This window comes from Aliivibrio fischeri, assembly GCA_038993745.2.
GTDB classification, from domain to species: Bacteria; Pseudomonadota; Gammaproteobacteria; order Enterobacterales; family Vibrionaceae; genus Aliivibrio; species Aliivibrio fischeri_B.
In genome coordinates this window covers 2,187,759-2,200,331 of record CP160629.1, presented here as the reverse complement: position 1 = coordinate 2,200,331, position 12,573 = coordinate 2,187,759, and the positions used below count along the sequence as shown (strand labels likewise).

Annotated in this window: 15 protein-coding genes and 2 pseudogenes; 9 read left to right on the top strand and 8 right to left on the bottom strand. The window is 38.4% G+C overall.

Annotated features, from left to right (window positions below; genetic code table 11):
* The first annotated feature begins 8 nt into the window (after positions 1-8).
* Positions 9-1,061, top strand: coding sequence for an outer membrane protein assembly factor BamC (gene bamC, locus AAFX60_010660; protein XDF77164.1), 1,053 nt, complete (start codon positions 9-11; stop codon positions 1,059-1,061).
* Between the two features lie 28 nt (positions 1,062-1,089).
* On the opposite strand, the gene AAFX60_010655 is transcribed toward bamC, so the two are convergent.
* The 4 genes and pseudogenes from AAFX60_010655 to AAFX60_010640 all read right to left on the bottom strand — a co-directional run bounded on the left by AAFX60_010655 (position 1,090) and on the right by AAFX60_010640 (position 3,542).
* The gene (locus tag AAFX60_010655) at positions 1,090-1,299 is read right to left on the bottom strand and encodes a DUF2897 family protein (protein XDF77163.1); all 210 of its coding nucleotides are present in this window, start codon (positions 1,297-1,299) and stop codon (positions 1,090-1,092) included.
* 2 nt (positions 1,300-1,301) lie between these two features.
* Positions 1,302-1,969 (bottom strand): annotated as a pseudogene (locus tag AAFX60_010650) (M15 family metallopeptidase).
* A 58-nt stretch (positions 1,970-2,027) separates the two neighbouring features.
* Positions 2,028-3,161 (bottom strand): succinyl-diaminopimelate desuccinylase, encoded by a 1,134-nt coding sequence (dapE, locus tag AAFX60_010645; protein XDF77162.1) that lies wholly within the window; start codon positions 3,159-3,161, stop codon positions 2,028-2,030.
* 33 nt (positions 3,162-3,194) lie between these two features.
* Positions 3,195-3,542 (bottom strand): ArsC family reductase, encoded by a 348-nt coding sequence (locus tag AAFX60_010640; protein ID XDF77161.1) that lies wholly within the window; start codon positions 3,540-3,542, stop codon positions 3,195-3,197.
* Between the two features lie 181 nt (positions 3,543-3,723).
* Between AAFX60_010640 and AAFX60_010635 the strand changes: the two genes are divergently transcribed.
* Positions 3,724-4,023 (top strand): type VI secretion system PAAR protein, encoded by a 300-nt coding sequence (locus AAFX60_010635; GenBank protein ID XDF78925.1) that lies wholly within the window; start codon positions 3,724-3,726, stop codon positions 4,021-4,023.
* Between the two features lie 166 nt (positions 4,024-4,189).
* Positions 4,190-4,470: pseudogene (locus tag AAFX60_010630) on the top strand (winged helix-turn-helix domain-containing protein).
* Between the two features lie 120 nt (positions 4,471-4,590).
* Here the strand turns inward: AAFX60_010630 and AAFX60_010625 are convergent.
* From AAFX60_010625 to narQ, 3 genes are read right to left on the bottom strand one after another with little or no spacing between them, the layout of a single operon-like run.
* Positions 4,591-4,920, bottom strand: coding sequence for a DUF4156 domain-containing protein (locus AAFX60_010625; GenBank protein XDF77160.1), 330 nt, complete (start codon positions 4,918-4,920; stop codon positions 4,591-4,593).
* Between the two features lies 1 nt (position 4,921).
* Positions 4,922-5,533 (bottom strand): response regulator, encoded by a 612-nt coding sequence (locus AAFX60_010620; protein ID XDF77159.1) that lies wholly within the window; start codon positions 5,531-5,533, stop codon positions 4,922-4,924.
* A gap of 20 nt (positions 5,534-5,553) precedes the next feature.
* On the bottom strand, positions 5,554-7,245 hold the full coding sequence (narQ, locus tag AAFX60_010615; protein ID XDF77158.1) for a nitrate/nitrite two-component system sensor histidine kinase NarQ: 1,692 nt from the start codon (positions 7,243-7,245) through the stop codon (positions 5,554-5,556).
* Between the two features lie 187 nt (positions 7,246-7,432).
* Here narQ and napF point away from each other — a divergent pair, with 187 nt between their 5' ends.
* From napF to AAFX60_010585, 6 genes are all read left to right on the top strand, one after another.
* The gene (gene napF / locus AAFX60_010610; protein XDF77157.1) at positions 7,433-7,957 is read left to right on the top strand and encodes a ferredoxin-type protein NapF; all 525 of its coding nucleotides are present in this window, start codon (positions 7,433-7,435) and stop codon (positions 7,955-7,957) included.
* Positions 7,951-8,235, top strand: a complete 285-nt coding sequence (locus tag AAFX60_010605; GenBank protein ID XDF77156.1) for a chaperone NapD — start codon at positions 7,951-7,953, stop codon at positions 8,233-8,235. The genes napF and AAFX60_010605 overlap by 7 nt, the downstream gene beginning before the upstream one ends.
* A complete protein-coding gene (gene napA, locus AAFX60_010600) occupies positions 8,232-10,721 on the top strand; it encodes a periplasmic nitrate reductase subunit alpha (protein XDF77155.1) in 2,490 nt (829 codons plus the stop codon). Before AAFX60_010605 ends, napA begins: the two co-directional genes overlap by 4 nt.
* 75 nt (positions 10,722-10,796) lie before the next feature.
* Positions 10,797-11,270: a nitrate reductase cytochrome c-type subunit gene (locus AAFX60_010595; GenBank protein XDF77154.1), complete on the top strand. Its 474-nt coding sequence runs from the start codon at positions 10,797-10,799 to the stop codon at positions 11,268-11,270.
* Between the two features lie 32 nt (positions 11,271-11,302).
* Positions 11,303-11,878: a NapC/NirT family cytochrome c gene (locus tag AAFX60_010590; GenBank protein ID XDF77153.1), complete on the top strand. Its 576-nt coding sequence runs from the start codon at positions 11,303-11,305 to the stop codon at positions 11,876-11,878.
* Positions 11,879-11,887: 9 nt separating this feature from the next.
* Positions 11,888-12,019, top strand: coding sequence for a TIGR02808 family protein (locus AAFX60_010585; GenBank protein ID XDF77152.1), 132 nt, complete (start codon positions 11,888-11,890; stop codon positions 12,017-12,019).
* A gap of 97 nt (positions 12,020-12,116) precedes the next feature.
* Here the strand turns inward: AAFX60_010585 and AAFX60_010580 are convergent, their stop codons facing one another.
* The gene (locus AAFX60_010580; protein ID XDF77151.1) at positions 12,117-12,467 is read right to left on the bottom strand and encodes a DUF2956 domain-containing protein; all 351 of its coding nucleotides are present in this window, start codon (positions 12,465-12,467) and stop codon (positions 12,117-12,119) included.
* Positions 12,468-12,573 lie beyond the last annotated feature (106 nt).

Genomic DNA, 12,573 nt, shown 5'->3' with positions numbered 1-12,573 from the left:
GATAGAAAATGAAAGTGAAGACTCGCTTTGTTGTTGGATCATTAATGATTGCTGTTTTATCAGCATGTTCAAGTAGTCCAACAGAGCGTCGCCAAGCTAAACAAGATTTTAAGTATTTAGAAACTCCTCCTTTGGTTGAGTGGCAAGAGCCAGCGGATGCTAAACCTGAGTTCTACCCACAATACGATATTCCTAAGGGGGAGTTTACAGGTGGTATCGGTAAAGAAGTAGATATTCGTCCACCTCAACAAGTACTTGAGCTTATTCCTGGTGCTCGTATTGAAGAGCAGAATGGAGAAGTAACGGTTTGGCTTGTTAAGCAAGAAGATGTTGATAAGCTTTGGCAAACGGTATTAACTTTAATGAAAAAGAAAGATATCGGTATTGTTAAAGAAGAGCCCTCAGAGATTGAAACTGACTGGTTAAAATGGAGCTCTGAAGATGAAGATCATGAGTTCGGTGCTCGTTATAAAATTAGCAAGCTAAATCAGAACAATCGTGCTGGCTTTCAAATCTTATTAATTGATTGGCAAGTGGATGGTAATCAAGCCGAAGTGACACCTGCAAACAAAGCGCGTTATAACATTTTGATGACGAATTTAGTGACGTCAGCTTATGATGAACAGTTACGTGAAGAAGCTCGTATCCGTGCGGAAGAGTTAGTTAAGCGTATTCCTATTTCTATGGGACAAGACCGAAGTGGATTACCTGTTATCATTGCTCGTGCGCCATACAATATTTTCTGGGAACGCTTAGGTGAGTTATTGCCTATGATGGGACTAACAATAGAAGATAGAAATCGCTCTCAAGGTACAATCGAAGTTAAGTACAAAGAACCCGATGATGAATTCTGGGAAGAGATTGGCACTAAGCCACTGTCTTTTGATGGCCGTACCTATAACTTATTACTTGGCGACCTAGGCAACAGAACATCAATTAACGTAACAGATGCCGGTGGTAAGCCTGTTGATGAAGATACGTTAGATTCATTAGTTCCTGTGTTAGCGGCGATGATTGAAAAATCAAACAACGCCCCTAAGACTGAGCAAGATGAAGAATAAGCTAAAATAAGATGAAGAAAGACGCTCGTTATTGAGCGTCTTTTTTTTGTTCTGAATTTTCTTTTTTATCTACCGTGTTTTGTTTTTCAGCGTCAATATCATCTTGTTCTTGAAGGTTTTTCATTTTTTTTGATTGACCAAATTTCATATTAGCCGTTGCTTTTAATGCCGCAAGGTTACCAATAACAACACTTAAAACAATAACAATGATTACCCAAGGGTTCATTAACCATTCCATATTTACTCCTTGTCTATGTTTGTTATATAGCGAACAAATAATGTATCTATGTGTTTAATGATGGTCTCTTTTCCTGCCAGATCAACACCCTCCCATGCTTTAAGTAACATTTCAGGCGTTAATTGTGACATATATGCATTGCTATTTTGTTTATAGCTAATGTGCCAAGGTTCAATGGCAACCCCTTTTTATCGGTTTTATATGGAAAGAAAAAACCAAATTTAGGGGCGTTTTTATTTAACCATGAACTGAATTCTGCTTGATGCCCTGTGTTGTATTCCCATGGTTCAAGTTGTAATTGTACATCTTCGGGTAAGGTATTTGATGCATAAACATCAAGTTCTGTTCCCCAGTGGTGTCGGCTCGCACCTGGAAGGGCAGACCATCGCATAATGGAGTGAATTTTTTCGAGATCATTGAGAGAGCTAGGGTCAAGCTCTTGCCCGTTATCATCTAAAATAGGGCGAATGCCTAAAAACTTATTATTCCAAATGAGAAGTTGACGTTCAAAGTCACGGAAGCTGCTTGCAATAGTCAGAGTGAACCCTGCTTGATGCGCGGCATCTGATAAGGCTTTAAATGGAAGAATACAATCGTGGTGAAGCTGACGATGTGGTGATAACTTTGACAAGTGTTGAAATGATTGACCAGTAAGTTCTTGATATGTCATAGGGCACCAATTAGAGATGAGAGAACAAAAGCTCTCTCATCATAACCCTAATTTATCCTTATGCTAGTAGATTATTTAGGACTTCTTGATACATATCAGTTAGCTTTTCTAAATCTTCTACATTTACGCACTCATTTACTTTATGGATGGTCGCATTCACAGGGCCAAGCTCTATAACTTGGGAACCCATTTGAGCAATAAAACGCCCATCTGACGTACCACCTGTCGTTAATAATTGTGGTTTTTGTTGATTAACCGTATCGACAGCATTAACAACGGCTGTTAATAAATCCCCAGTATCAGTTAGGAAAGGGAGGCCATTGATAATCCAATCTAGTTCGTATTCTAAATCATGCTTATCTAAAATTTCGACGACACGTTGTTGTAGCTCATCTACTGTTGATTCTGTACTGAATCTAAAGTTAAACATGATATCAACTGTGCCAGGAATAACGTTAGAAGCGCCTGTGCCACCATTCATATTTGGGATTTGAAAGCTTGTTGGTGGAAAATAATCATTGCCATTGTCCCAAACGGTCGTTGCTAGCTCTGACAGAGCGGGCATCGCTTGGTGAATTGGATTGCGAGCTATATGCGGATAAGCAACATGCCCTTGAATCCCTTTAACGGTTAAATTACCTGTTAATGAGCCTCTACGTCCATTTTTAACCACATCACCAACATGAGCGGTACTTGATGGTTCGCCTACGATACACATATCAATGATTTCGTTACGTTCTTGCAGGGTATCCACTACACGAGTCGTGCCATTAATAAATGGACCTTCTTCATCGGATGTGATTAAAAATGAAATTGAACCTTTGTGATTAGGGTGCTCTGCGACGAAACGTTCAACGGCAACCACCATACAAGCTAAAGAGCCCTTCATATCAGCTGCTCCACGAGCGTAGAGCATTCCATCAATGATTGTTGGCTCAAATGGATTGGTATTCCAATGCGTTAAATCACCTGTAGGAACAACATCCGTATGTCCTGCAAAAGTAAATAATGGTGCTTCATTGCCTCGACGAGCCCAAAAGTTGGTTGTATCTTCAAACACCATAATTTCAATGGTAAAACCAAGTGCTTCTAGTCGTTTAATCATTAGCTCTTGGCAACCTGCATCTTCAGGTGTGATGGATTGGCGGCTTAGTAAATCTTTAGCAAGAGCTAATGTTGGTGTATCAGACATTCTGTATTCCTTTACTTCTTTTTATTAATGGCATTAGATATCAAACAAGGTCTCGTATTGAGCTGGCTTAAAGCCTAAGTGATATTCATTATTATGAATAAGTACAGGGCGTTTAATCATAGCTGGCATTTCTAGCAATAATTCGATTGCTGTTTCTTCATTTAGAGATGCTTTTTGTTCATCTGTTAGTTGGCGATACGTGGTACCACGTTTATTTAATACATTTTCCCAACCAAGTTGTTTTACGAATGTAGTTACCATCTCTTTATCAATACCATCAGTACGATAATCGTGATAAGTAAAGGTAAGGTTATTTGCTTCAAGCCATTTTTTGCATTTCTTGATGGTGTCGCAGTTTTTAATTCCGTAGATTGTAGTCATGACTTTCTTCATTTTTAGTTATGTTATTAATTATTGTCTAGTTATAACGATTATTGAACAAATACGCCAGTCTTGACGGTTATTTAGTAATCTGTTGATTATTATTTGAAGTGACTCGCCATTCTTTTCGGGTAAATTTTAAAGAAACGAAATAACACATACACTTCTGATTCATCCCAATATTGAAAGGAGACTATATGGGAAATGCAGTGAAAGTGGGGATATTGGTAGTGATCATGACGGTTTTCATCCAACTCCAGTTTTAGCAGGTTCTGGGACAGTAAAAGTGGATGGAGTTCCAGCGGCAAAACAAGGAGATCCTCTTGCACCTCACTCTAAACCGAAACATCCACCTCATCCAAGATCCATTTCTGCAGGTTCAAGCTCTGTATTTATTGATGGAAAGCCTGCAGCAAGAGATGGCGATGCTATTGGGTGTGGTGGCACACTAAAAGGTGGTGGTACGGTTAATATTGGATAATGCTTTAGAGAATATCGCTGAGCTTATTGTGAAAATTAATTACAAAAAATACGATTTTATGACCCGTTTACATAAATATGAGATTATTTTCGTAATTAGTTGATCAATCTCAACATCATTTTTATTGAATGATTAATAATTACTCTTATTAATTCAGGAGGTATCAATGGAGTTGAATCCAGTGTTTGCCAGACGCTTATATTTGGCGTTGTTGGTACATAATATAGAAAGGCCGAATGTTCCTAAGCTTGTAGAGTTAACTGGTTGGCCTCGTCGTACTATTCAAGATGTATTGAAAGCTTTACCTGGTATTGGGATTGAATTGATGTTTATTCAAGATGGTCGTCGTCATAACGATGGTTATTACCGTCTTTCAGATTGGGGCCTTATGATCCTGAGTGGGTATGTTCTCGAGAAGATGAAATTGCATCAACATTGCATCATTAAGAATATGTGCTTCTTTAATGTGCAGATAAAATAAAACGCCAACTTAAAAGTTGGCGTTTTTTGTTTATAAAATGAAGTGATTAATTAACCCGAGTTAAGAGCTTTTAAGGTTAAGAGTTATTAAGGGCAAATATAAGCAGAGCCAAACATAGTTACTGATGTATTAAAGGGTGTCGGTGTGTGAACTACTATGCTGTTTGCCCCTAAAGCTTGAGCTTCATTTTTAATGTCGTTAATTGCGCCAATGGTTAGATCTTTATTCGTAATAAAGAAGAAGGTATACCAATGACCCTCACTTCCTGTCACAGTGCCAACCTCTTGGCAGCCCTGTACAGCACTATCATTATAATATAAGTTGATAGCACTTGATTCAGGAGTCATTGGTTCTGTTGTTAATGCACAACCATTTAGTACCAATAGAAATAAGAGTGAATAAAACGTTTTTTTCATATCACGAATCTAAGTAGAGTAGTGTTGCTGCAACACGGGATTTTACATTTAATTTTTTCAGCAAACTCTTCATGTGGACTTTTACAGTCGCTTCAGAGATAAAAAGTTTATCCGCAACTTGCTTGTTTCTCATTCCTTTTGCTACATGTTGCAAAATTTCTAATTCACGAGCGGTTAGTTGAGATAATTTGTCGTCGCCTTGAGCGTCTTCTTCTAAACAGGTTTTAACTTGTTCAGAGTAGGCTTTGCCGCCTTTCATCGCTTCTTTTAATAATGCGATTAGTTCATCTGGTTCGCTGTCTTTTAGTAGATAACCATCTGCCCCAGCTTTAATTAATGTTTTGATGTCCTGTTTATTATCTGACACGGTTAAAATGACAATAGGGCAAGTTACCCCTTCATTTCTTAGCGCATGCAACGTATCTAAACCTGACATGCCTTTCATATTTAGATCAAGAAGAACAAGGTCTGGTTCATCTTGTGAAATCAGAGCAACGGCATCAGTACCATTACTTGCTTCGCCAGTCAGTGTGAATTCTTCATCAAAAGAAAGAAGTTGACCAATACCACGACGCATTAACGGATGATCATCAACGATAACGACATTCCACATAATTTTTTACCTCTATTATTTTATTGGTTTAGTGGAAACATAACGTTCACTGTACAACCGTTGTCTATTTCTGAAGTTATGGATAGCTTACCATGAACGCAGTTTGCACGTTCTTGCATGATCCTTAACCCATAATGATTTATTTTTTCTTCTGTAGGGTCAAATCCTACTCCATCGTCTTCAATGTTAATGCAGCCTTGCTCACCTTCTTGAAAACACGTAATGATAATATTATCAGCTTTTGAGTGTTTGATGGCATTTAATGTCGCTTCTCTTATCAATTGTAGTAAATGAACATGTTGTTGAGCATTTATAGGCAAAGAAGGAAGTTCGTTATTTAAATGAATATTTATCTTAGTTTGTGAGGCTAAGGTTGTCATGATTTCTTGTAAGGCCTCACCAAAGTGAGCTTTATTAATGGTTAATCTAAATGTATTTAATAGTCCTCGTAATTGACTATATGCACTTTTAAGACCTTCATCTAATTCTACTAGTGTAGTACTTGTATTTATACAATCACACTTTTCTAATTGTCGTTTTAATAGTGTTGTTTGAATTTTCAAATAGGAAAGCGACTGAGCTAAAGAATCATGAAGCTCACGAGCTATTGTTGAGCGCTCTTCTAATAAAATGAGTTGGTGTGTTTGTTTTTGTGCTTGGTTATAGAAAATACCACGCGCCAGAATATTTGAGATATTGATGATTAATTTCTGATCAGGGCAAGGCAATGATACTTGCCATAATAAGTATCCTAATTGTTCGCCATCAATACATAACTCCTGAAGGCTCCATGGGGACTCGTCAGGCTCACCGCTTGTTATCTCCCAATCGCCACCGGATTCTTCTTCAACAATCAGGCGTGCACTGATAACCCCTTCAATATTCGTAAAAGTATCAAGGATGTTTTTAAACGCTTGTTCATCCAGTTGTGATGCTGATAGTTGTTGAGAGCATTGATACAAGATCATTAATGAACGATTGGCTTGGCTGAGTTTCTTGGTTTTATCTTCAACTCGATTTTCTAATTCTCGGTAGCTTAAATCGACTTGTCTTGTCATGTGATTAAATGCATTTCCTAGCTGGCCTAATTCATTATCACTATTTAAATCCACTTGAACTGAATAGTTTCCTTTTGTCATAGCGTGGCTTGCCGCAACTAGGTGATGTAATGGGCTCACGATTTTTCTTTGAGTGAAAAAAATAATGAAAATACTTGAGAAGACAATCAGTGATAAGCCAAGAGCACCAATAAGAGAAAGTAATTGAAGCTTTCTTTCTGAGAACTCTTGTAAACGAAAAACAAAATGATCAATTTCATCAACGAAAAGAGAGACTTTGTTTAAATAGATTTGTTTGTTGTCGCTTAATAATGATGGTTGTAAGGAAAGCCATTGTAGTCGGATATCTTCGTAATAATCTTCAATATCATCAGGTACAAACCATTGGTCTAATGATTTAAATGAAGGCGACTCTATTGATTGTGAAAATTTATCTAAGTGTTCAATGAGAGCAGGGGAGTTTGTTTCAATATCATAAGCTAAACGATAGCTTTGCATACGTAATGAACCAGCAATATTGACCGCTTCTGCATCTTTTAAGCTAGAGGAAAGTGTGATTAAAGCTAAGCTCGTTGTAATTATAGAGATCATAACAATCAACAACATCACTTGGGCTATGGTTTTTGTTAAAATTGAGGTCTTTGTGTGTTTCATAATTGTTAATTGTGACCTATGATTAAAAGAAGCAAATGGGATCTATTTTGTTGTTTTTATTTATTTTAAAAATTGATCTAAAACAAAATTCCCCTATGTTTAACCATTATGGGGTATATCAATAAATATGACAAAATTTAAAATTCAACATATAAAAATGTTAATGAATAACTGAGGTTATGAATAGATGAGTCAAGATAATGCAATTGACCATTCTAAGCGAGGATTTTTTCGCCGTTTATCTTCTCAAAAAAAAATAAATCCGTTAACACAACAGCGATTGCCTTGGGTAGAAAATGAATCAGTTTTTACGTCAAAGTGTACTCGATGTGAAAAGTGCATTAATGCATGCGAAGAAAATATTATTGTTAAAGGGGATGGTGGGTTTCCTATCGTCGATTTTACAAAAGGTGAATGTACTTTTTGTGAAGGCTGTGCAAATAGCTGCCCTGAAGCTTTATTTGATTTAACGGCTGAGCCTGTTTTCTCTCATAAAATATCTATAAATGAAAACTGTTTAGCGAAAAAATCTGTGGAATGTCGAAGTTGTAGCGATATGTGTGAAACACAAGCCATTCGCTTTCAACTTCAGTTGGGCAGCGTAGCTCAACCTAAAATTAATTTTGATGCCTGTAATGGATGTGGTGGCTGTGTTGCTGTTTGCCCTACATCTGCTATCAGCATGACACTGGAAGATAGCACATCATGTTAGAGAATTTGCCTGAAAATGAAGTTCATATTTCAAGCTTAGTGGTTCATGTAAGACCTGAGTCACTTGAAATAACAAAAGAAAAAATATTAGCACTGCCGAATACGGAAATATATGGAGAAAGTGAAGAGGGCAAGATTATTGTTGTTCTTGAAACTGAAAACCAAGGATATATCACCGATTCAATCGATAAAATAAATGACTTCGAAGATGTACTAAATGTCGCTTTAGTATTTCACCAAATCGAGCACTTTGATTCGCAATGTGAGGATGAATCATGAAAATGACAAGACGTGCGTTTGTTAAAGCAAACGCAGCAGCTTCGGCTGCAGCTGTTGCAGGGGTTACGCTACCTGCTTCAGCAACAAATTTAATCGTTAGTTCTGACCAAACAAAAATTAAATGGGATAAAGCGCCTTGTCGTTTTTGTGGTACAGGTTGTTCAGTACTTGTTGGTACTCAAAATGGTCGCGTAGTCGCGACTCAAGGTGATCCTGAAGCACCTGTAAACAAAGGTCTTAACTGTATTAAAGGTTATTTCCTTTCTAAGATTATGTATGGTAAAGATCGTGTTCAAACGCCAATGTTGCGTATGAAAGACGGCCAATATAACAAAGATGGTGACTTTGCTCCTGTATCTTGGGATGTTGCTCTAGATACCATGGCTGAAAAGTGGAAAGCGGCTCTGAAAAAACATGGTCCAACAGGTGTTGGTATGTTTGGTTCTGGTCAGTGGACTGTAATGGAAGGCTATGCAGCGGTTAAGCTGATGAAAGCGGGTTTCCGTTCAAACAACATTGATCCAAATGCTCGTCACTGTATGGCATCTGCTGTAGGTGCATTTATGCGTACATTCGGTATCGATGAGCCTATGGGGTGTTATGATGATTTTGAAAACGCAGACTCGTTTGTTCTGTGGGGTTCAAACATGGCAGAAATGCACCCAGTATTATGGACTCGTATTTCAGACCGTCGTTTAAGCCATCCTCATGTAAAAGTTAATGTATTATCAACGTACTACCATCGTTCATTTGAATTAGCAGATAAAGGCTATATTTTTGAACCTCAATCTGACCTTGCTATTGCTAACTTCATTGCTAACTACATTATTCAAAATAATGCAGTTAACTGGGATTTCGTTAATAAACATACGAACTTCAAACAAGCGACGACGGATATTGGTTACGGTTTACGTGATGATGATCCTCTTCAAATGGAAGCGGCAAACCCTAACTCAGGTGCAATGTCTTCAATTAGCTTTGAAGAGTATAAAAAATCAGTAGCTCCTTATACGGCACAAAAAGCATCTGAAATGTCAGGCGTATCGGAAGAAGATCTGATTACTCTAGCTAAACAATATGCAGATCCAAAAACAAAAGTAATGTCTTTATGGACAATGGGTATGAACCAACATACTCGTGGTGTTTGGATGAACAGCCTTGTTTATAACATTCACTTGCTTACTGGTAAGATCGCAACACCTGGTAACAGCCCATTCTCTCTTACAGGTCAACCATCTGCGTGTGGTACTGCTCGTGAAGTTGGTACGTTCTCGCATCGTCTACCTGCTGATATGGTGGTTGCTAACCCTAAACACCGCGCTATCTCTGAGAAAATTTGGAAACTACCTGAAGGTACTCTAAATGGTAAGCCTGGAGCTCATGCCGTTGTTCAAGACCGTATGCTAAAAGATGGCAAGATCAATGCTTACTGGGTTATGTGTAATAACAACATGCAAGCTGGTCCAAATATTAACACTGAACGTCTACCAGGTTATCGTAATCCTGAAAACTTCATTGTATGTTCAGACCCATATCCAACAGCAACTGCACAAGCGGCTGACTTGATTCTACCAACTGCAATGTGGGTAGAGAAAGAAGGTGCTTATGGTAACGCAGAGCGTCGTACTCAAGCTTGGTATCAACAAGTACAAGCAAAAGGCGAAGCAAAATCAGATTTATGGCAAATCATGGAGTTCTCAAAACGCTTCAAAGTTGAAGAAGTGTGGGGCGAAGAGCTAGTAGCAAAAGCGCCTGAATACCGTGGTAAAACAATGTATGACATTTTGTTCAAAAATGGTCAAGTTGATGCCTTCCCATTATCAGAAGCGCAAGAGCTTAATGATGATGCTAAAGCTCAAGGCTTCTATGTTCAAAAAGGTCTGTTTGAAGAATATGCAAGCTTCGGTCGTGGCCATGGACACGATTTAGCACCGTACGATACCTATCACACAGTGCGTGGTTTACGCTGGCCTGTTGTTGATGGTAAAGAAACGCTATGGCGCTTTAAAGAAGGTTCAGATCCATATGCGAAGAAAGGATCAGACTGGGATTTCTATGGTAAACCTGATGGTAAGGCCTTAATTATCTCTGCACCATATGAAGCGCCACCTGAAGTGCCAAATGATGAGTTTGATATGTGGTTATGTACTGGTCGTGTTCTTGAACACTGGCATACAGGTACTATGACTCGTCGTGTTCCTGAGTTGTATAAAGCAGTTCCTGATGCGCTTTGTTATATCCACCCAGCAGATGCGAAAAAACGTAATTTACGTCGTGGAGATGAAGTTCTAATCTCAAACAAACGTGGTGAAGTACGAGTTCGTGTTGAAACTCGTGGCCGTAACCGTCCGCCAGAAGGATTGGTATTCGTACCATTCTTTGATGCTCGCATCTTAATTAACAAGTTGATTCTAGACGCAACTGATCCGCTATCTAAGCAGACAGACTTTAAGAAGTGTCCAGTTAAAATCACTAAAATTGCTTAATTAATAAATTGATGAGTTGCTAGTCTACTGGCTAGTGACTTGTTTTAGAGTTTGCCTTAAGGCGGAGAAATTAGAATGAAAAAGTTCATTATAGCGCTTATGTCAGCAGGACTATTGTTCACTGGCGCAGTACAAGCAGAAGCAGAACAAGGTTCTGAGCTGCATAATCCAGGTGGCATTGGTGGTGTTGAATCATTACGTGGCGCTTCAGAGTTAGAAGCAACACGTCCAGCGGATGATTTTAAGCGTTTTCCACGTGACCACGCTTTAGATAGTGACTATGTATATCAACCACCTTTGGTTCCTCATACGATTCGTAACTATGAAGTATCGTTGAATGCCAATAAGTGTTTGTCTTGTCATAGTTGGAAAAATGCAAAAGAAATGGGAGCAACTAAGATTAGTGTGACTCATTACGTAAACCGTGAAGATGCAGTGCTTTCTGATGTATCTCCTCGTCGTTACTTCTGTCTACAATGTCACGTTCCTCAAGCGGATGCAAAACCACTAGTAGAGAACGAATTTGAACGTGTGGACTCATTGCGCTAGTCGATAGCCAATAAAGTTAAGAGAGGCTATACATGAAATTATTAAAAGCATTTTGGAAGCGTTTTTCGTCTCCTAGTAAAGCTGCAGTAGGCATTGTTCTATTTATGGGCTTTATGGGCGGCTTGCTTTTCTGGGGCGCATTTAACACAGGTATGGAAGCAACCAACACAGAAGAGTTTTGTTCTGGTTGTCACGCACCAATTGTTAAAGAAATCCAAGAGACAATTCACTATTCAAACCGTTCAGGTGTACGTGCTATCTGTTCTGATTGTCACGTTCCACATAACTGGACAGATAAGATTGTACGTAAGGTACAGGCATCGAAAGAGCTCTTTGCTCACTATGTGACAAAAACGATTGATACTGAAGAGAAGTTTAAAGAGCGTCGAGCGCATTTAGCTGAGCGTGAATGGCATCGAATGAAAGAAAACAACTCTCAAGAATGTCGTAATTGTCATGAGTTTGATTATATGGATTTCTCAGAGCAAGGCCCACGTAGTGCGAAACAACACTCAACGGCGTTAGCATCAGGTGAAAAAACGTGTGTAGATTGTCATAAAGGTATCGCACATAAACTGCCTGATATGTCTGGTATTGAAGGTTGGTAAGGAGATAGCATGAGTACATTAGAATCGGTGATTTGGCATACTTTAGGTTATGCTGCAATGCCTGCGATTATTCTGGGTGGTTTTGCTGCTGTTTCTGTTCTTTCTATTTGGATTTTATCGTTGAAATCAGATAAAGAGTAATCGTTTCAGTTATGAAACTGGCTCAAAAAAAATAAAAGAGATGGGTAATAATAGCCCCATCTCTTTTTTTATATGTTGAAATTTGGGGATTAAAACCCTAAAACCGTATAATAAATGAAGGCGGCCAACTGACGGCTAGTAAGATCCATGGTAACGCTTTGTTTGATTCGTTATTAATGTATTCTTGTTGTGCTTGTTTATCTTCTATATCGGATAGTTTTACGTTATTTTGCTTGGTTCGCTGTGTTTTTTTCTTTTGTTTATCCGCTTCTCTTGCCTTTTCCTTCTGTTGTTTCTTATAAAGAGCAATGCCTTTTTCGATTCCCTGCGCAATCAATTTAGTTTGCTCTTTTGTTTGAGCTGGTTTTTGTGTAGCTTTAGCTATCTTCATGGCTTCTTGTTGAGACTCGATTGATACGGAATCTTTTGTTTTTTTGTAGTTTGTCATATTTGCTCTTAACTATTCTTATTTGAGTTTATATTCACACATTACTGAAAGGTAAACGATACAAAGTGTGACGGCAATATAGATTTTGATCTTTGGGGTGTATCTA